At 67.6% G+C, this 18813-nt stretch carries 19 protein-coding genes and 1 tRNA gene; 7 read left to right on the top strand and 13 right to left on the bottom strand.

Annotated features, from left to right (window positions below):
* Nucleotides 1–98: 98 nt before the first annotated feature.
* The 5 genes from thrB to argS are packed head-to-tail and all read right to left on the bottom strand — an operon-like array spanning nt 99 to nt 6574.
* A complete protein-coding gene (gene thrB / locus ACFXN1_RS32190; RefSeq protein ID WP_379390888.1) occupies nt 99–1055 on the bottom strand; it encodes a homoserine kinase in 957 nt (318 codons plus the stop codon).
* Nucleotides 1056–1080: 25 nt separating this feature from the next.
* Complete coding sequence (thrC, locus tag ACFXN1_RS32185; protein WP_354849517.1) at nt 1081–2169, bottom strand: threonine synthase; 1089 nt, start codon at nt 2167–2169, stop codon at nt 1081–1083.
* Nucleotides 2166–3497: a homoserine dehydrogenase gene (locus ACFXN1_RS32180; RefSeq protein WP_379402848.1), complete on the bottom strand. Its 1332-nt coding sequence runs from the start codon at nt 3495–3497 to the stop codon at nt 2166–2168. The genes thrC and ACFXN1_RS32180 overlap by 4 nt, the downstream gene beginning before the upstream one ends.
* Nucleotides 3494–4915: a diaminopimelate decarboxylase gene (lysA, locus tag ACFXN1_RS32175; protein ID WP_379402849.1), complete on the bottom strand. Its 1422-nt coding sequence runs from the start codon at nt 4913–4915 to the stop codon at nt 3494–3496. Before lysA ends, ACFXN1_RS32180 begins: the two co-directional genes overlap by 4 nt.
* Nucleotides 4916–6574, bottom strand: a complete 1659-nt coding sequence (gene argS / locus ACFXN1_RS32170; protein ID WP_379390880.1) for an arginine--tRNA ligase — start codon at nt 6572–6574, stop codon at nt 4916–4918. It lies immediately after the preceding gene.
* Between the two features lie 122 nt (nt 6575–6696).
* On the opposite strand from argS, the gene ACFXN1_RS32165 reads away from it, so the two are divergent.
* From ACFXN1_RS32165 to ACFXN1_RS32155, 3 genes are all read left to right on the top strand, one after another.
* The gene (locus ACFXN1_RS32165; RefSeq protein WP_379444136.1) at nt 6697–7656 is read left to right on the top strand and encodes a DUF3105 domain-containing protein; all 960 of its coding nucleotides are present in this window, start codon (nt 6697–6699) and stop codon (nt 7654–7656) included.
* A gap of 11 nt (nt 7657–7667) precedes the next feature.
* A complete protein-coding gene (locus ACFXN1_RS32160; RefSeq protein WP_379402851.1) occupies nt 7668–8381 on the top strand; it encodes a DUF305 domain-containing protein in 714 nt (237 codons plus the stop codon).
* A 124-nt stretch (nt 8382–8505) separates the two neighbouring features.
* Nucleotides 8506–8578, top strand: a tRNA-Arg gene (locus tag ACFXN1_RS32155).
* A 57-nt stretch (nt 8579–8635) separates the two neighbouring features.
* Here the strand turns inward: ACFXN1_RS32155 and ACFXN1_RS32150 are convergent.
* Genes ACFXN1_RS32150 through ACFXN1_RS32135 form a run of 4 tightly spaced genes read right to left on the bottom strand, consistent with a single transcriptional unit; the run spans nt 8636 to nt 11888 of the window.
* Nucleotides 8636–9835, bottom strand: a complete 1200-nt coding sequence (locus ACFXN1_RS32150) for a tyrosine-type recombinase/integrase (protein WP_379441231.1) — start codon at nt 9833–9835, stop codon at nt 8636–8638.
* Nucleotides 9828–10001, bottom strand: coding sequence for a helix-turn-helix domain-containing protein (locus ACFXN1_RS32145; RefSeq protein WP_379441229.1), 174 nt, complete (start codon nt 9999–10001; stop codon nt 9828–9830). Before ACFXN1_RS32145 ends, ACFXN1_RS32150 begins: the two co-directional genes overlap by 8 nt.
* Nucleotides 10002–10015: 14 nt before the next feature.
* On the bottom strand, nt 10016–11734 hold the full coding sequence (locus ACFXN1_RS32140) for a replication initiator (protein ID WP_379463738.1): 1719 nt from the start codon (nt 11732–11734) through the stop codon (nt 10016–10018).
* Nucleotides 11735–11750: 16 nt separating this feature from the next.
* Nucleotides 11751–11888 (bottom strand): hypothetical protein, encoded by a 138-nt coding sequence (locus ACFXN1_RS32135; RefSeq protein ID WP_379441226.1) that lies wholly within the window; start codon nt 11886–11888, stop codon nt 11751–11753.
* 397 nt (nt 11889–12285) lie between these two features.
* On the opposite strand from ACFXN1_RS32135, the gene ACFXN1_RS32130 reads away from it, so the two are divergent.
* The 3 genes from ACFXN1_RS32130 to ACFXN1_RS32120 all read left to right on the top strand — a co-directional run bounded on the left by ACFXN1_RS32130 (nt 12286) and on the right by ACFXN1_RS32120 (nt 15132).
* The gene (locus tag ACFXN1_RS32130; RefSeq protein WP_379441224.1) at nt 12286–13128 is read left to right on the top strand and encodes a sigma-70 family RNA polymerase sigma factor; all 843 of its coding nucleotides are present in this window, start codon (nt 12286–12288) and stop codon (nt 13126–13128) included.
* Entirely contained in the window at nt 13119–13910 is a 792-nt protein-coding gene (locus ACFXN1_RS32125; RefSeq protein WP_379441223.1) for a hypothetical protein, read from the top strand. The genes ACFXN1_RS32130 and ACFXN1_RS32125 overlap by 10 nt, the downstream gene beginning before the upstream one ends.
* A gap of 832 nt (nt 13911–14742) precedes the next feature.
* A complete protein-coding gene (locus ACFXN1_RS32120) occupies nt 14743–15132 on the top strand; it encodes a hypothetical protein (RefSeq protein ID WP_379441221.1) in 390 nt (129 codons plus the stop codon).
* A gap of 420 nt (nt 15133–15552) precedes the next feature.
* On the opposite strand, the gene ACFXN1_RS32115 is transcribed toward ACFXN1_RS32120, so the two are convergent.
* Both ACFXN1_RS32115 and ACFXN1_RS32110 read right to left on the bottom strand, forming a co-directional pair.
* Nucleotides 15553–15687 carry a hypothetical protein gene (locus ACFXN1_RS32115; RefSeq protein ID WP_379441220.1) on the bottom strand — a complete coding sequence of 45 codons (135 nt, stop codon included), beginning with the start codon at nt 15685–15687 and terminating at the stop codon, nt 15553–15555.
* Between the two features lie 11 nt (nt 15688–15698).
* A complete protein-coding gene (locus ACFXN1_RS32110; RefSeq protein ID WP_379402852.1) occupies nt 15699–16046 on the bottom strand; it encodes a DoxX family protein in 348 nt (115 codons plus the stop codon).
* A 176-nt stretch (nt 16047–16222) separates the two neighbouring features.
* Between ACFXN1_RS32110 and ACFXN1_RS32105 the strand changes: the two genes are divergently transcribed.
* Nucleotides 16223–16645 carry an alpha/beta hydrolase family protein gene (locus ACFXN1_RS32105; protein ID WP_379441219.1) on the top strand — a complete coding sequence of 141 codons (423 nt, stop codon included), beginning with the start codon at nt 16223–16225 and terminating at the stop codon, nt 16643–16645.
* 4 nt (nt 16646–16649) lie between these two features.
* On the opposite strand, the gene ACFXN1_RS32100 is transcribed toward ACFXN1_RS32105, so the two are convergent.
* Together ACFXN1_RS32100 and ACFXN1_RS32095 are read right to left on the bottom strand one after the other, a co-directional pair.
* Complete coding sequence (locus tag ACFXN1_RS32100; protein ID WP_379441218.1) at nt 16650–17249, bottom strand: TIGR03086 family metal-binding protein; 600 nt, start codon at nt 17247–17249, stop codon at nt 16650–16652.
* A gap of 9 nt (nt 17250–17258) precedes the next feature.
* Nucleotides 17259–18662, bottom strand: coding sequence for a hypothetical protein (locus ACFXN1_RS32095; protein WP_379402856.1), 1404 nt, complete (start codon nt 18660–18662; stop codon nt 17259–17261).
* Between the last annotated feature and the right edge of the window lie 151 nt (nt 18663–18813).

Here is an 18813-nt window from a genome sequence, read left to right as displayed (position 1 = left end):
GCGATTTGCCCTGATGAAGCACCGGCGTCTGACGCGCACGATGTACGGACTCGCTCAGGATAGCTCCCACCTTTTGCATCGGCAAGGCAGGCGCGCTGTCAATCCACCGAGACGCCGCCGGCGATGCCCGGCTCGAGAACGCGCATGCCGTCCGCGATTGCGAGTTCGCGCAGTTCTTCGGGGAATTCGCTGGTCGCGAAGGCGAGCACGGTCGGGCCCGCGCCCGACACGGTGGCGGCGATGCCCGCGGCGCGCAACCGCTCCACCCATTTGGTGGTGAGCGGCAGCGCCGAAGCGCGGTAGCCCTGGTGTAGCCGGTCGGCCGTGGCGGGAAGCAGCAGGTCGGGCCGCTGCGTCAAGGCGACCACCGCGAGCGCTGACCGGCTGGCATTGAAGGCCGCGTCCACGTGCGGAACCGTCTCCGGGAGCAGGCCGCGGGTGTGCGCGGTGGCGGAACGTTCCTCGGGAATGAGCACCACGGGCCGCAGCGAGGGATGCGGCTCCAGCCGCACCGCGCGATACAGGCGGGCGTGATGCGCGTCGGCACTGCCGTTTTCGTCCGCCGAACGGTCGGTTTCCGTCCAGCACACCACGAATCCGCCCAGGATGCTGGCGGACGAATTATCCGGGTGGCCTTCGAATTCACCGGCCAGCTGGACCAGCACGTCATCGCCGTAGGCCAGCTCCGGATCGAATTTCGCGGCCAGCCCGCGCCCGGCCGCCAGGCCGCCCACCGCGGCCGACGCCGACGAGCCCATGCCCCGCGAGTGCGGAATCACGTTGCGGCACACCACGTCCAGGCCGTCGGCCCAGACGCCCGCGGCCTGCAGGCCGCGCTCGACGGCGCGCACCACCAGATGCGAAGGGCCCCAGGGCACATCGTCGGCGCCCTCGCCCTCCACCCTGATGGTCAGCCCGGAGTCGGTGGTGGACACCGTGATCTCGTCGTACAGCCCCAAAGCGATTCCGAGGGAATCGAAACCCGGGCCCAGGTTGGCGCTAGACGCCGGAACCCGCACGGTGACGGAGATTCCGGCGGGCAGCGTCCGCGTCATGAGCTGAGCGTCACGAGAATTCAACTCAGGCCAGCTCGAGTTCGTGGGCCACGGCGACCGGGTCGACCGCGATCGGCGTCACCTCGGGCATGCCCTTGAGCGCGTTGTCCGGATCCTTGAGGCCGTTGCCGGTCACCGTGCAGACCACGGTGAGGCCGGAATCCAGCCAGCCCTCGGCGCGCGCGGCCAGCAGACCGGCCACCGAAGCGGCGGAGGCGGGCTCCACGAACACGCCCTCCTTGGCCGCGACCAGGTGGTACGCCGCCAGGATCTCCTCGTCGGTGGCCGCGCGGAACGCGCCGCCCGACTCCGTCTTGGCGTTCATGGCGCCGTTCCACGACGCGGGTGCGCCGATCCGGATGGCGGTGGCCACGGTCTCCGGGTTCGCGACCGGAGCGCCGTTGACCAGCGGCGCGGCGCCGGCGGCCTGCACACCCAGCATGCGCGGGCGCGAGCTGGTGATGCCGTCGGCGTGGTACTCGCTGTAGCCCTTCCAGTACGCGGTGATATTGCCCGCATTGCCGACCGGCAGCACGTGCACATCGGGCGCCTTGCCCAGCGCGTCCACGATTTCGAAGGCCGCGGTCTTCTGGCCCTCGATACGGGCCGGGTTGACCGAGTTCACCAGGCCGACCTCGGGGAAGTCCGCGGTGACCTTGCGGGCCAGCTCGAGACAGTCGTCGAAGTTGCCGTCCACCTGAATGATCTTCGCGCCCAGCATGACCGCCTGGGCCAGCTTGCCCATGGCGATCTTGCCCGACGGGATCAGCACCGCACAGTGCAGACCGGCGCGGGTGGCGTACGCCGCGGCCGAGGCCGAGGTGTTGCCGGTGGAGGCGCACAGCACGGCGGTCTTGCCGTTGTACTTCGCATCCGTCATGGCCATGGTCATGCCGCGGTCCTTGAAGGAACCGGTCGGGTTCGCGCCCTCGACCTTGAGGTACACCTCACAGCCGGTCAGCTCGGAGAGGTGATGCGCGGGCACCAGCGGGGTGCCGCCCTCGAAGAGAGTGACGGCTTCCCAGTCAGCGGGAATCGCGAGCCGATCGCGGTAGGCGTCGATCAGACCCGGCCACGGCGTATGCACGGCTGTCGCGCGTGCGGTTGCACTCATTCCTCGGTGCCTTCCAATCTCAGAACACTGGTCACGGACGTGACGGAGTCCAGTTCGGCCAATGCGGCAACGGTATCCGCAAGCGCGGATTCCTGCGCATGGTGGGTCACCACGACCAGGCGAGCACCGACGTCGTGGCCTTCCTGCCGGACCGTCGAGATGCTCACACTGTGCTTGGCGAATTCCCCGGCGACCGCTTCCAGCACACCGGTGCGGTCGGCCACCTGCAGGTTCACGTGGTAGCGGGTCGGGGTGTCGCCGATCGAAGCGATCGGCAGCTCAGCATAGACCGATTCGCCCGGAGCGCGGCCGCCGTAGAACTTGTTGCGCGCCGCCATCACCAGATCGCCCATGACGGCCGAGGCGGTCGGCGCGCCGCCGGCGCCCTGACCGTAGAACATCAGCCGGCCGGCGTTCTCGGCCTCCACGACCACGGCATTGAACGCGCCGTTGACCGCGGCCAGCGGGTGCTTGCGCGGGATGAGGGCGGGGTAGACGCGCACGGAGATCTTCTCCTTGCCGCCGTCGTCGGTGACGCGCTCGGCCATGGCCAGCAGCTTCACGGTGCAGCCCACGGCCGCCGCGGTCTCCAGATCCTCGGAGGTGATCTTGGAGATGCCCTCGCGGTACACATCGCCGGAGGTGACGCGAGTGTGGAAGGCCACGGAGGCGAGGATGGCGGCCTTGGCGGCGGCGTCGTAGCCCTCGACATCGGCGGTCGGGTCGGCCTCCGCGTAGCCCAGGCGGGTGGCCTCGGCCAGCACGTCGCCGTAGTCCGCGCCGGTCTCGGCCATGGCCGAGAGGATGAAGTTGGTGGTGCCGTTGACGATGCCGACCACGCGGTTGACCCGGTCGCCGGACAGCGACTGGATGAGCGGGCGGATCACCGGGATGGCCCCGGCGACGGCGGCCTCGAAGTACAGGTCGGCACGGTTGGATTCGGCCGCGGCGGCCAGCTCGCCGGTGTAGTCGGCGAGCAGCGCCTTGTTCGCGGTGATCACCGACTTGCCCTTGGTGAGCGCGGACTTGATCAGGTCGCGGGCCGGGTCGATGCCGCCCATGACCTCGACCACGATGTCCACGTCGTCGCGGGTGACCAGGGCCTCGGCATCGGTGGTGAGCAGCTCGGCGGGCAGGCCGCGGTCCTTGCTCAGGTCGCGCACCGCGACACCGCGCAGCACGACCGGAGCGCCGACCCGGCTGCACAGGTCGTCGGCGTGGTCACGAATGATGCGGACCACCTCGGTGCCGACCGTGCCCATGCCGAGGACGGCCACGCCAATGGGATGATCCTGTCCCCACACGCCGCCGTTTCTGTTCTCGGTCATGCCTTCACCTCCAAGCTGAGTAGGTCCTCCACCGTTTCGCGGCGAAGGATCAAGCGCGCCTTGCCATCTCGCACCGCGACCACCGCGGGCCGGGTGAGCATGTTGTAGCGGCTCGACATCGAGTAGCAGTACGCGCCGGTCGCGGCCACCGCCACCAGGTCGCCCGGGCCCACATCCGCCGGGAGCCAGGTGTCACGGATGACGATATCCCCACTCTCGCAATGCTTTCCGACCACTCGCGCGACCACCGGACCGGCCTCGCTGGAGCGCGAGACCAGGCGGCAGTCGTACTCGGCCTGGTACAGGGCGGGGCGGATGTTGTCGCTCATGCCGCCGTCGACGCTCACATAGCGTCGGCGATTACCACCGTCGAGCACAACATCTTTGATGGTGCCGACCTCGTAGAGGGTGACGGTGCCGGGACCGGCGATGGCGCGGCCCGGCTCGACCGCGATGGTCGGCACCGGCAGCCCGGCCCGCTCGGCCTCCTCGGCCACGATGCGGCGCAGGTTGGCCGCGAAGCCGTCCAGGGCCGGCGGATCCTCGTGCGGCAGGTACGAAATGCCCAGGCCGCCACCGAGATCCAGCACGTGCATCTGTTCGGCGCGTTCCATGCCGAACTTGTCGGCGACCTCGCGCAGCAGGCCCAGCATGCGGCGGGTGGAGATCTCGAAGCCGTCGATCTCGAAGATCTGCGAGCCGATGTGCGAGTGCAGGCCGACCAGGCGCAGATTGTCGGACTCGAAGACCCGGGCGATCGCCTGCATGGCGTCGCCGCCGGCGATGGAGAAGCCGAACTTCTGGTCCTCGTGCGCGGTCGAGATGTACTCGTGGGTGTGGGCCTCCACGCCGACGGTGACGCGGATCAGCACGTCCACCACCTGGCCGGCGCGCTTGGCCACCGCCTCCAGGCGCTCGATCTCGATCAGCGAGTCGACGACCACGTCGCCGACGCCCGCCCCGACCGCCATCTCCAGCTCGGGCACCGATTTGTTGTTGCCGTGCAGGGCGATCCGCTCGGCCGGGAAGCCGGCGTGCAGCGCCACCGCCAGCTCGCCGCCGGAGCACACGTCCAGGTGCAGGCCCTCGTCACGGATCCAGCGGGCGACCTCGCCGGACAGGAATGCCTTGGAGGCGTAGTGCACTCGCGCGCCGTCACCGAAGGCGCGGACCATGTCGCGGCAGCGGGAGCGGAAGTCGTCCTCGTCGATCACGAACAGCGGGGTGCCGTACTCGGCGGCCAGCTCGTGCACCGGCACACCCGCCAGCCGCACCACGCCGTCGGCGTCGCGAGAGGCGTTGCGCGGCCACACATTCGCCGGCAGTTCGATCATCTGCGCGGGTGCGCTGGGACGCTCGGCGAGCGTGGGCGCGTGCGGGATGTCCGCGTGGCGGGGTCCTGCGGGGTGGGCACTCATCTACATACGCTCCGGTGCACTGACGCCTAGGAGGCCGAGGCCGTTGGCGAGAACCTGACGGGTGGCTTTGACCAGCTCGAGGCGAGCGGCATTGAGCGGGGTGACCACGTCGTCGCCCTGCGGGATGACGCGCAGCGTCTTGTCGGACTGGAAGGGGTGGTAGGCCCCGGCGAGTTCCTCGAGGTAGCGCACGACCCGGTGCGGCTCCCGCATCTCGGCGGCGGTGGCCACCACGCGCGGGTACTCGCCCAGCGTGCGGATGAGCGCGCCCTCGCGGTCATCGGTCAGCAGCGCGAAATCCGGTGTCACCGAGGCGTAGTCGAACGCGGCCGCGTTGCCGAGGATCTGGTTGGTGCGCGCGTGCGCGTACTGCACGTAGTAGACCGGGTTCTCGCTGTCCTGCCGGGTCCACAGGTCCAGGTCGATGTCGATGCTGGAGTTCACCGAGGAGCGCACCAGCGAGTACCGCGCCGCGTCCACGCCGATCTGCTCGACCAGGTCGTCGAGGGTGACGACGGTGCCCGCGCGCTTCGACATGCGAACGGCGGCGCCATCTTTCACCAGGTTCACCATCTGGCCGATGAGCACCTCGACGGTGTCCGGGTTGTCGCCGAACGCGGCCGCGGCGGCCTTGAGACGGCCGATGTAGCCGTGGTGGTCCGCACCGAGCATGTAGATGCACAGATCGAAACCGCGCGAGCGCTTGTTCTGGAAGTAGGCGATGTCACCGCCGATGTAGGCGGACTTGCCGTCGCTCTTGATGACGACGCGGTCCTTGTCGTCGCCGTATTCGGTGGAGGCGATCCACCAGGCGCCGTCCTTCTCGTACAGCTTGCCGGACGCCTTCAGCGTCTCGATGGCCTGCTCGACCGCGCCGGAGGCGAACAGCGAACTCTCGTTGAAGTACACGTCGAAGTCGGTGCCGAAGTCGTGCAGCGTCTGCTTGATGTGCGCGAACATGAGCTCGACGCCCTCGCGGCGGAACAGCTCGTGCCGCTCGGCCTCCGGGAGTTCCAGCACACCCGGGTTGGCCTTCACGACGGTGTCGGCGATCTCGTTGATGTACGCGCCCGCGTAACCGTCCTCGGGGGTCGGCTGTCCCAGCGCGGCGGCCACCAGCGAGTTGGCGAAGCGGTCGATCTGCGCGCCGTGGTCGTTGAAGTAGTACTCGCGGGTCACGTCCGCGCCCTGGGCCGCCAGGATCCGGCCGAGCGCGTCGCCGACCGAGGCCCAGCGGGTTCCACCCAGGTGGATCGGGCCAGTCGGGTTGGCGGAGACGAATTCGAGGTTGATCTTCGTGCCGCCGAGAGCGTCCGCGGTGCCGAACTTCGCACCGGCCTCGAGGATCTTCTCGACGATCGCGCCCTGCGCGGCCTTGGCCAGGCGAATGTTCAGGAAGCCGGGTCCAGCGACTTCGGCGGCCTCGACGCCCTCTGCGGCCGACAGCGCCTCGGCCAGCAACGTCGCGAAATCGCGGGGGTTCATTCCCGCCTTCTTGCCTACCTGCATGGCCACATTCGTGGCATAGTCACCGTGCTCGGGGTTGCGGGGACGCTCCACCTTGACCTCGTCGGGCAGGATCGCAGGGTCTGATCCGCGTTCGACAAGTACCTTCGCTGCGGTAGCCCGAAGGAGATCTGCAAGGTCAGCTGGAGTCACGAGTCACTATCCTATGGTCTGAGCAGGTGAACGCCGCGAGCGGGCACCACCGGGCAGGTGCCCAGCAAACGATGCGGCCGCGTCGTTTGATTGTCCGACACGTCGAAAAGAGCACAACAAGCATGCCGAGCAAGACCAGTGCCAAGTCGGCCAAGGCCATCAAGGCCGCGGGCAAGTCGGCCGGATCGTCCAGGAAGGGCGGTCGCGGGGGCAGCCTGGGCGGTAAGCGTCAGATTCCGTGGCTCATGATCGGGGCCGTGGTCTGCATCCTCGCCCTTATCGGCGGCATCGCCTGGGTGCTGGTGCCCAAGATCCAGGACAAGCAGGAGCAGGACAAGTACACGCCGTCCGCCCAGAAGAAGGATCCCTCGGATCAGATTCCGGGCGTGGTGAAGAAGGACTACGCGGCGGGCATGCACGTCGCGGCCACCCAGCGCGTGAACTACGACCAGTCCCCGCCCTTCGGCGGTCCGCACGACGGCTCGTGGGCGGTCTGCACCGGCGTGGTGTACGCCAAGGCGATCCGCACCGAGAACGCGGTGCACTCGCTCGAGCACGGCGCGATCTGGATCGCCTACAACCCGGACAAGGTCGATCAGGCCGGCATCGACACCCTGAAGTCGAAGGTCAAGGGCAAGCCCTACAGCCTGATGTCGCCCTACCCCGGCCTGGACACCCCGATCTCCCTGCAGTCGTGGGGTCACCAGCTGAAGCTGAACAGCGCCGACGACAAGCGCGTCGGCGAGTTCATCACCGCGCTGCGCCTGAACCAGTACGCCTACCCGGAGGTCGGCGCGGACTGCGCGAACCCGACCTTCAACACCGACAACCCGCCGGCCTTCGACCCGACCCCGCCCGGCCCCGACGCGGTGCCGATGGACGGCAAGGGCCTGCAGCAGGATGCGAGTGAGCTGGGTGGCGGCGGCGGTATTCCGGGCATGCCCGCCGGCGGTATCCCGGGTCTCCCGAACGGCGTGCCGGGTCTGCCCACCGATGGCACGAGCCTGCCCGGCGGCATCCCGTCCATCCCGGCCCCGACCGACGGCCCGACCCAGCCGGATCAGCCGGCTCCGACCCAGTAGTGCCGCCGTTCATGTCCGACATTCCAGATCGCAGCTCGGAGCCCGATCCCGCCGCTGAACCGGTGCCGCAAACACGCCGCAATCAGCAGCCCGCCCTGCTGGCGATCGGGGTGGTCGCGGTGCTGCTCATCGGTTTCATGGCCGGACTGTTGGTGGGCAATGCCATGCACCACGGCCCGGAGACGCCGGGCGCGGTGGATGTCGGCTTCTCCCAGGACATGTCGGTGCATCACGCGCAGGCGGTGCAGATGTCGGGCGTCGCGCTGTCGGGGACCACGGACCCGGCGGTGAAGCGGCTCGCCTACGACATCCTCACCACGCAGGCCAATCAGGCCGGCCGCATGCAGGGCTGGCTGCAGCAGTGGGACAAACCGCTCCTCTCCTCCGACGGCTACATGGGCTGGATGACGGACATGTCCACGCACGAGCATTCCGGCACCGCCATGCACTCCGGTGCGGTGCAGACCATGCCCGGCATGGCGTCCGATCAGGAGATGGCCGCCCTGGGCCAGGCCACCGGCCCGGCCCTGGACGCGCTGTATCTGCAGCTCATGCTGCGCCACCACCAGGGCGGCATGCCGATGATCGAGTACGCCGCCCAGCGCGCGGACACCGACGCGGTGCGCTCGCTGGCCGAGAGCATGGCCAAGACCCAGAAGAGCGAGGCCGATCTGATGACCCAGATGCTGGCCGAGCGCAAGGTCTCCCCACTGCCGATGAACTGACCGAGCACCTCCGACGAACACGGACCGGGCACAGAAACGCCCGGTCCGTGTTCGTTTTTGGCGCAGCGCGAGCGATGCGATACGCTGTCCCAGCCCGACCGGGAGACCGGACGGGACCATCCCCGCCCTCGTAGCTCAGGGGATAGAGCGTCTGCCTCCGGAGCAGAAGGCCGCAGGTTCGAATCCTGCCGAGGGCACGCGAAACTGTTTGGCCCCGACCAACTTCCAGGTCGGGGCCATTCGCGTCTCCGGGGTTATCCAGCCTCAGTGTCACGAGTTGTCACAACCTCCCCCAAGGTTCGGCCCGCAGCCGCCAGCGCATCGGCCTGCGAATGGGCGTAAGTCCGCTGAGTGAAGCTCGCATCCGCATGGCCCAGCCAGGCCGCGATGACCGCGATCGGGACATGCCGCAGATGCATCGTGGTGCCCGCAGTGTGACGACAGTCATGCAGCCGGATATGCCGAACACCGGCCGCCTTCGCCACCTTGGCCCAGCGATGCGTCAGGGTGTCCGGGTGGTACGGCCGGCCCGCCTCGTCACACGCCACGTACCCGCCGGCGCCGTAGCTCTCCCCCACCGCCAGCTTGTCCGCCGCCTGGCGCCGGGAGGCCCGCTTCAGCACCTCGCACATGTCGTCGTCCATGGGAAGGGTCCGCTCGGAGCTCTCCGTCTTCGGAGTGTCCTCCACGGCCTTCCCACCGGCCGCCGCCCGACCGATCTCCACCGTCAGCGTCCGGGCCTCGAAATCGATGTTCCGCCACCGCAGCCCACCCAGCTCGGCGCGCCGAAGGCCCCGCAGCGCCAGGTACCAGACATGCTCGTTCCGGTCCTCGGCCACACTCGCCAGCACTCGCCGCACCTCGTCCTCGGTGTAGGTGTCCGGCTTCCTGCGCCGCCGCGGAATCGACTTGATCGGCTCAGCGACGTTCTGAGCCACCAGCTTCCGATCCCGCGCGTAGTCGAGGACCATCTCCATCGTGCCGACAACCCGGTTCAGCGACCGCGGAGCCCAGGGCCGACGCACCCGCCCCTTGGCGGTCACTGTGCCCCCCGCACGCAATGCCACGATCAGTTCATCGAGGTGCTTGCGGCTCAGCTTCTGGAGCTCCAGCGAGCCGTACCGTTCCCGGATCGGCGCGAGGTTGTAGCGATAGCCCGCCAAGGTGGTCGGCCGAGCCCAGTGCAGACTCGTCTCCCAGTCGTCGATGATCTCGGCCACCGTCATGTCACGCCGCGCGACGTAGGAGCCCTTGGCCGCCTGGTCCTGGATCTCCGCCAGCGCATGCCGGGCCTCCTGCTCGGTCCGGAAGCGCCGGCGCACCTGAATCCGCTTGCCCGTCTCCGGATCTCGGCCGGCATCAGCGACCATCGAGTACCGGACCACCGGCTTCTTCGTCCGGCGATCGGTCACCGTCAGCTTGGTGATCTGCGGCGGCAGTTGCTGCCTACCCATGGGCTTCCAGCCTCGAAATGTATTCGACCACAGCCGCTTCGGTCACGAACCGACGACGGCCAATCTTCACCGAGCGCAGCTCACCCGAGACGATCAGCTCGTAGTACTTGCTGTGCCCGATCGGAATCCGCTTCCGAACTTCCTGTTCGGTCAATAGCTGCGACATGTCTTGTCTCCCTCCTATGCCGCCGGAACTTGCTTAACCGCTTCTCCCCCTGGTGGTCCCGCCGACATCTGCGCCATCAACACCTGGGCGCGCTGGCGTTGCTTCTGAGCGAGCAGGGACATGATCAGGTGAGCACGAGGCGGGACGGTCGGGTCACCCGGTTCGGCCACCACCACCGTCACCTCGTCCGGGTCCCAGCCGTCCGCCTCGTCCGGAGTCATGCCCACGCCTTCAAGGAGTTGCTTAACGAAGTCGCGACGCTCAGCCGCGTGATCCTTCAGGGTCTTGCCCGTCCACAGCTTCGAGACGAACTGACGGTTACCGGCCACGCCGAGGGAGTCCCGCGAGTGGGCCTTGTTGCGGCAGTGGCCCGGCTGAGTCTTCGAATTCACGCCCTTCGGCACGATGCCGTAGCGCAGCCACACCGGGCAGTGATCCGAGCACGGCGTTCGCAGCAACTCCGCATGCAGGCGTTCGTAGTGCTCCGCGGTGCGCTGGTTCGGCGGCTCGAGGATCTCGGCCACCGACTTGGTGAGGTACTTCGCCAGGTAGCCGATCGCGGCATCGGCCTTCTTGGTGCCCTTCACGATGCCCTTGGGCTTGATCTGCTCACCGAAGCGGATCACATGCGCCGGTTCCATCTCGTCACACGAATCCAGGATGTCTTGAGCGTCCTCCCACTGGTGCAGGGGCACACCGGATTTCGGATCCACGAACGTCCGCGCCTGGTAGTCCCAGACCGGCATGTTCGCGCCCGTGTAGATCTCCTGATCGTGGTGGGGCCACCACACCCGCACGAAGGTCGCCGCAGTGACCTGCCGCAGGACCTCGTTCGGGATCGCACCACGCAGCAGCAGATGCACATGCGGAGCTCCCCGCCGCTGCGGCTCCACCGTGCCGAAGTACTGGACGTTCCAGCCCAACGCCCGCCGTAGATTCTGGGTCCAGCGGTTGAACAGCGCCGAGAAGTGAATGATGTCCCGGGCCGCCCGCACGTAGTCGTAGGAGTCCGGATCGACCGGGGAACCGTCCCCGCACACCTCGCCCTTCTTGTTCACTGCGCCGTCCCGGTGCACACGCCCGTAGCTGTCCATCGTCAGAGTCGCGAACATCCCGGGCCGGTACTTGCCCTCCGCGAAGGTCGCCCCGATCGTGCGACGTTCGACCTTCTTACGCGGCAGGTTCGGGGCCTCCTGAAGACGACGGGTAGAGCGCCGGCGCTTCTTCCCCGGAGCGTCCAACGGCGGCAACCGACGCGCCCCGTTCTCGCGGAGCTCCTTGTCCAGGTCGGCCACGATCTCACGGATACCGGCCATGAGTTCGGTGTCGCCGTCCTTCTTGGCCTGCTGATAGTCCGCAAACAACGACGAGCGAGCACACACCAGATCTTGCTGAAGCTCAGTGACCGGGCGTTCCTCGATCTCGGGTTCCTGGTCCAGGTGCCAGCCCTCCCGACACTGCTGAATCCGGATGGCACGCTTGCGTTTCGAGCACGCCGGGCACACCGACTCCAGAGTGTTGCCACACGCCGCACCGATCGCCTTGCGCTCCCCTGTCACGTGGTTGGTCATCCACATCGCGATCGGCTTGCGGCAGGAACCGAACTTGTCGGCCGCCGACGCTGCGATCTCCAGGAAGTCCTGGGAGGCGACCAACTGTTTCAGCCGAGCCTGGTCGCTCTCCGCGTGTTTCGTAACGCCTTGTGCGGCCGCAGGTTTCGTAACGGCCCTCATGACAGCGGCTGTCACGTCAGAACCACTGCGCCGGATCGTCGATGTCGAAAACCTCGTGAGCTTTCCCGTTGATCCACTCGACAGGGAGACCGAACACCGATACCTCCCGGACAGCAGGGACCTCCGCCACCGGCTCATCCAGAGGGGACAGCATCGAGGCAGCGTCCGCCCACGCCCGATCAGCCTCGGCCCGAGTCGGATATTCGATCAGGCCGTCCGTGCACAGGCAGTTCGAGTTGCCCTGGACCCCGGTCCCGCCGCACCGATCGCACGGACCCCAGATCGTGTCCTGGTGCGCAGCAATGCATTTCGGATCCTCACACCACCGACGGAGGCAGAGGAAGCACCAGCCGACCGAGTTCAGACGAGGCGGACGAACCGCAGTAACTGACGAACGCTCCCGAACCTGCATGATGACCCCCTGGTCACGTTTTCCCTGTTTACACCCCCTAAACTCTTGGTCCGCAGTGTCAGCGGGTCGATTTAGGAGGTATAAACACTGAAGATACACCCGAAGGCGACCTGTCGTAAAGGGGCTCTAAACTCACGCCGTGGCTGCCAACGCTGATGACTTCGAACAGGTCCGGAACGACCCGGATCCGATCCGACGTGGCCAGCGAGCGTCTGCGCTGATGACCATCTATCAGCAGCGGGCCACCGAGCTAGCAAGACTTCGAAAGGCCGCGATCGAAGAAGCCCATCGGGGCGGCCTGAGCTACACAGAGATCGCCGATCAGCTCGGGATCACGAAGGGCCGCATCAGCCAGATCCGGTCCACCGCGCCACAGCCTGAGCGCGCGTTCTTCGGGGTAGGCCCCGTTGCTGTTGGTATCCCCCGGCGAATCGGGTTCGAAGAGGGGCGCGAGCGACCGTTCTTCGACGCCAACGACCAGGCCACACAGGAGGCAGTCGAAGCCACACTGCTACGACTTTCGTTGGCTACCAACCGATTTGCCATCGATCCTGATCGTGAGGAGCTCCCAGAGGGTGACACTGTGATCATCTGCGGACCCAAGTCAGCTCCAGTCGCACGCCGCCTCCTGGACACCGACCCGGTACTTGACTTCGAGCGAACAGACGAAGGCTGGTGGATCACCGACGCCAAGACCGGCCAGCGCCACAGCTCGCCCTATCGGCGTGACAGTTCGATCCGGACAGACATCGGGTACTTCTCCCGGAGAACGGATGCCGGCCGAGCCATCGTCCACATCGCTGGCATCACCAGCGTCGGCTCAGGAGGTGTAGCCCGGTGGCTCGACCAGCATCTCGCCGAGGTATTCAGCCTCACCGCGGAGTTCGTCAGCGGCGTAGTCGAATGCGACTTCGATCCTGACTTTGCCGTCACCGATAGCCGACTCATTGTCGGCCCCTACATGGAAGCCTCATGGACGTAGCCGCCGCACAGCTCGCCGCACAGCCCGACGAAGACCGGCTATTCGTCACGTCAGGCGGTGTCGTCGTACTAGACGGCGCAACCGCGCATGATCCCGAGATGCCGCCAGCGGGAACATACGTCGATGTCCTCGGCGGCGAACTCCGCGACCGCCTTGACTCTGGTCGAGATCTCCGGACCATCCTCGCCGAGTCAATCGAGGCCGCCGCAGAACGACTGAGCTTGCAGCCCGGCAATGCACCATCCAGCACTGTTGCGATCGTTCGAACCAACTGCGGAGCCGTGGACGCCCTTGTCCTCGGAGACTCCCCGATCGCCATCGGCCGCATCAACGGATCGTTCGACGTTCTCAGTGACACCAGACTCGCCGAGCTCAACTTGCCTGAGTCTCAGGGGTACCGAGAACGACTCGCGAGCGGAACGGGCTACGACGAGATCCATCGCAGCCTGCTCCAAGAGCTCCAGCGCAAGCAGCGATCACGCCGGAATCGGGATGATGGCTACTGGATAGCTGAAGCCGACCCGGAGGCCGCCTATCACGCTCTTACCGCCCACTACCCGATCGAGGAGGTGGAATGGGCCGTGCTAGCCACAGACGGAGCATCCACACCTCTGGAGCCACTGCACGTCTCGTGGCCACAGATCGCTCGGATGAATTCCGACGATCTTGATCGTCTTCTCGATCGATGCCAACGCTGGGAAGCCGATCACGATCCTCATGGACAGCTCCAGCCTCGATCAAAGCGCCACGACGATAAGACCATCGCTGTCGCACATCCGTAGGCCAATTCTCACCGTCACGACTGTGATTCTCCGCCCACGTTCTCAGCAGGCAGGAGCCCCAGCCGTTCCCGTCTCCATGGTCATCCCCGTCGCGATGTCGTCGCTTTGCCTAATTTAGCTATACAGACTCAAGAGCGGCGCGCATGCGCGCGCCGCCCCGCGCTAACGCCGCACACCGCACTCCCTCGCTGCGCTCGGTCGCGCGGTGCGTCGGCGCGTTGCGGCACACGCCAGCACGCCGCAAAGGTGCTGAATCGCTCTCCAGGCCAACAACTTCCGCGAGGGGATAGGGAACAGGATCAGGGAAGGGAGCTCCCCCGGCTCCTCCTGCGCGTGCGAGTCCCAGCCTGATCGGGTGAGGATGCCGAGTCGATCACGCCTCACCGAGTCGAGTGCTGGCGCATTCCCGAGGTGGATCACCAACGAGCTGCCGCACGGCTCTGCCGCTTGCCACGAAGCCGCCCGGGGGGCTTCGGCCCCCGCTCCCCCGGTCCATCGGCAACGACGCCGACAGCGAGCCGCCACCGCCGCCGGCTCCAGGACCGGCCCCGATCAGCCCGCTATCCGGTCACGGCCCCGTCCTTCCCGCCGGTCCGGATAGCGAGGCACTCGACACCGGGAACCCCTGCCTCCTCATGGCCCGATTGTCTCGCTCCAGGAGGACGCGTCAAGGACCACCTTCGGTGTCCGCTACGCGGTGGCTTCGCCATCCTTGACCCGCCCTCCTTCCGCTGAGAGCGGCCAGTATGAGGAAGCAGGGAAGAAGAAGTCTTCAGACACCTATCAGCCGAATGTTGCTCCAGCTACCAAACGAACCGCTCACACTTGTCGCGTGGCAATTGGAAGCAACCAAACGCTGACGGCCGAGATGAACCGAGAGCTCACCAACTGGAAACATGGCACGGTCTACTACGCCGTCACCTACTACGCGAGCCGTCTAATCCTTATCACCGCATCCGCGGTCGTAGCAGCGAAGGACAACCTCCATTCCGGACACGTCCTCTCCGCGGTACCCTGGCTCGCCATTCTCGTTGCCGTGCTCACCGCACTCGACACCTGGATGAAGCCGCAGCAGAAATGGCGCGGTTTCATGGAGTCTCGGGACGCACTACAGGACTTGATCTTCAAGCAGCAAGACCCTAACGGGACACTCACTGAAGGCGAGATTATCGACCAGTTCAAAGCGATCCGCGCCGGGCACCACGACAAGAACGTGTTTTGAAGCCTGCCCGCAGTACGTCCGCAATGGCCTCCAGCCCAGAGTGTCACATAGCTGTCACATGTGACAGAGACGCAGGCGGACACACAGGGACGGCACGCCGACAGTACGAGACTCCGCTGAACGATCGAACACCCCTCTGACCGGGCAAAGTCTGCCTCCGGAGCAGAAGGCCGCAGGTTCGAATCCTGCCGAGGGCACCACAGTAGGGCCCCGACCGTGGATCACGGTCGGGGCCTTACTCGTTCGCGGGAGCGGCGGGCCGTTTCGGCACCGAATGACTGACTTATCGTGCCATCGTGACCGATTGGGATTCCGATTCGAGGACTCGGGAGCAAAGGTAGTAACTGTGCATCGCGGTGTCCGGTTGTGCAGGAGGCAGCCGGACACCGCGAGCGCGTTTTCGGGCCACGATCAGAGGTTTCAGGCCGCGGCGAAGGTGCCGCCGCCGATCGACTCCAGGATGATGTCGAATTCCGCTGCGTTGGAATCGATCTCGGCGATGACCCGGGCGCCGAGGGCGGCCGGCCGGGCACCGCGTTCGACGGTGCCGGTCACGCACTAGGCGGTCAGGCCGCGTATTCCAGGGCCATGGCCGCAATCACCGGGACCATGTAGGTCATGGGGAACGGGACGTGGCCGTAGGACTTGGCGCGGACGATGGTGATGATGGCGCCGGTGAAGTACAGCACGATGCCGATGGCGGCCGCGACGCCGAGCGGCGGGTAGAACAGCCCGGCGATCAGGCCGATGGCGCCGGCTGCCTTGGCCAGGCCCAGCCACGGCCACCAGGATTCGGGGACGCCGTACTCGGCGAGGGGCTCGGCCACGAACTTGGCCTTGCGCAGCAGGGAGACGGCCGAGAAGCCCACCCAGAGGGCGGCCAGGACGGTGACGATGTGGTACGCGGTGGACATGGGCGGGGCTCGCATTCTGCTGGATCCGGGTGGCTTCTGCCGATCGGAATGGTGCGGGGGCGAATTCATAGATCCGCGATCCGTTTTCGATCCATCCCCGATACGCCCGCTGTAGCCGGCCGTGCGCACCGCGCACCCGGCCGCCACTCACCGGCAGCGCGGTATCGTTCCTGCCCTTGATCATTCGCGGCGCGCAGACGGTCACGCCGCTGGATCCGGCCCGATTCCTCACGCCTCGTGCGCAATCCATGCTCGCCCAAGCCGATACCGGATGCATCGGCCGGCTGCGGCAACAGGATTCGTGGGGCGGCCGCACCGCCGACGACGTCTTCAACCGTGACGGGGACATCTCCGCACTGATCCGGGTGCTGAACGACAACGACCCCGGCGCACTGACTTTGACGCAGCCGCTGCTGGTATTGCAGGGCCGCGCCGACACCACGGTGCCGGCGCTCGCCACCGACGCCATGGTGGTGCAGCAGCGCGCGGGCGGTCAGCCCGTGCAGTACCACAGCTATCCGGGCGCGGACCACCGCGGCGTGCTCGACGCGTCGTTCGATGACGCACTGGCCTGGGTGGATACCCGGTTCGGCCGGTAGGCGGTCAGGCCGCGGGCTGCCAGCCCGGATCGCGACCGAACCAAGCGGCCAGCCGGTCGTAGGCGGGCGCGTCGGTGGCGATCGGCACCTCGTGCCCGAAAGCCTTTCCGGGACCGCGGAATTCGGGCTTCAGCAGCTTTTTGGACCAGGCCAGGCCATGCTCGGCGAGCTCCGGATCCAGGGTGCGGCCCTGACCGGTGGCCCGGGTGAGATCCCAGGCGTGCATGGCGAATTCGGTGATCTGCTGATCGGCGCGACCGCGCAGCGGGGCCTCCCCGCCCATGCCGGGCACCAGCCGCTCCGGATCGGCGGCGCGCCACGTCTGGAGCAGCGGCTGCGCGCGGGTGCGGAACTCGGCGGCCCAGTCCGCGCCGACCGGGTCGGGCGGTGCGCCCCAGTCCGGCATCTCGCCGCGCGCCGCGATAGTGAAGTCGCGCAGGATCTGGCCCACGATGTGGTCCAGCAGCCCGCGCACGTGCCAGTCCTCGCACGGCGTCGGCAGGGCTGCCTGGTCCGGGGTGACGGCGGCGATGACATCGCCGATCTGGGCGACGGCCCGTTCCAGGAGATCGATCGTCGGGTCCACCGGTGACTTGTCGGCCATGCGGCCAGACTAGCCCTGCGGCAAGACGTTCCGCGCCCCATCGGGCATGACGATCACCCGTGGCGGGAGAGCGGGTTCCGGCGCGGCCACGGCCCGTGGGGATCGGATCCGCCACAGCAGGTACAGCGCGGCCGCACAGCCCAGGGTGATCACCAGGGCCACCGTGCCGGGCATCGCGGAGACCGCCCCGTGCGGATCCCGATACCAGCGCGGCGAGTAGGCGACCCGGCCGAAGCTGCTGCCCCGCAGCGCCACCACCAGGCACGGCACCACCAGTACGGCGAGCGCCACCACGGCGCTGCCGGCGGTCTTCGGGACCGCCGCGCCGAAGCAGAAGCCGATGGCCAGCGCGGTGAGGATCACACCGAGCACCGGGATCACCGCGTACTGGTGCGCGATGCCCGCGGTGCCGGCCGCGAAGACCGCCAGCCCGGCGGTCGCGGCCAGCGCGATCCAGGGCGTGCGCCATCGGCGTCCCACCGCCAGCCCGGCCACCACGGCCAGGACCGGGAATGGTGCGGTCCAATCCGGCCGGGGCACCGCGATGATCGCGCTGCCCGCATTGGCCACCGCCACCGTCAGCAGCACCAGGGTGCCCTCGCGCCCGGGCAGCAGCAGCGCCGCGGCCAGCGCCGCGCCGATGGTGATGGCCGCGGCCACCCCGGCCTGTGCGACGGTGCCGGCGTGCTGCACGAACCACTGCGTCGACAGTGTGGTCGCGGTGACCAGGATCAGCGCGGACAGGATCGGGCCCATCGCCAGATCGGTGTTCTCGTGTTCGCCCGCCGGTTCCGGCTGCTGGACGGCGATCCCCGCGACCAGCAGCGCACCGGCCAGCACGAGCAGCCACGCCGGCGGCGTTCCGGTCGACGCCCATTCGGTGAGGGGATTGCCCCGGCCGCCCGTGGGCGGCAGCGAGGTCTGGTCGGCGATCAGGATCGCGGACAGGGCGCCGATCAGGTATGCGCCCGTCGCGATGGGTTTGCCGAATACCGCGACCGCGAGCGCCCCGAGCAGGATGCCACTGAAGATGGAGTCGATGTAGTTGGCCGTGGTCAGGTTTCCCGGGATCGCCGCGTCGCGGTTCCACAGCTGGTCGATCACCAGCACCACCGCGCTGCCGCTCGAGGCGATCCAGGCCGTCTTGCGCCCGAGCGCGACCACCAGCGCCGCCGAGACCACCGCGAACGCCGCGCCGGCGGCGGCCGCGCGCGGCATGTTCAGCACCAGCAGATCCAGCTGCAGCACCGGGCCTTCGGAGGTCCAGCCCAGATCGAGGGGGGCCATGAGCAGCAGTCCGGCCACCGCCGCGCCCAGCAGGGCGGCCATCGCCTCGATCGGAACCGCGTAGCGTCGCAGCGCCAGGGGCGCGGTCCTGCCCGGCGGGTCTGCCAACGCGAACCTCGCGCCCATTTCGTCACCTACTCCCTCGGTGATGCGACGCCTTCCGCGTTACAGCAATAACGAGCAGCTATCTCTCGCGACACTAACAGCTGCGGTATGTGGGAACCCTGAGAAGTGGAGTCGGTCACAGTCCTTCGGCGGGCCGGGGAGCAGGCCCGGG

The organism is Nocardia sp. NPDC059154 (assembly GCF_042755705.1).
GTDB lineage: Bacteria > Actinomycetota > Actinomycetes > Mycobacteriales > Mycobacteriaceae > Nocardia.
This window is presented reverse-complemented; position numbering and strand designations above follow the sequence as displayed.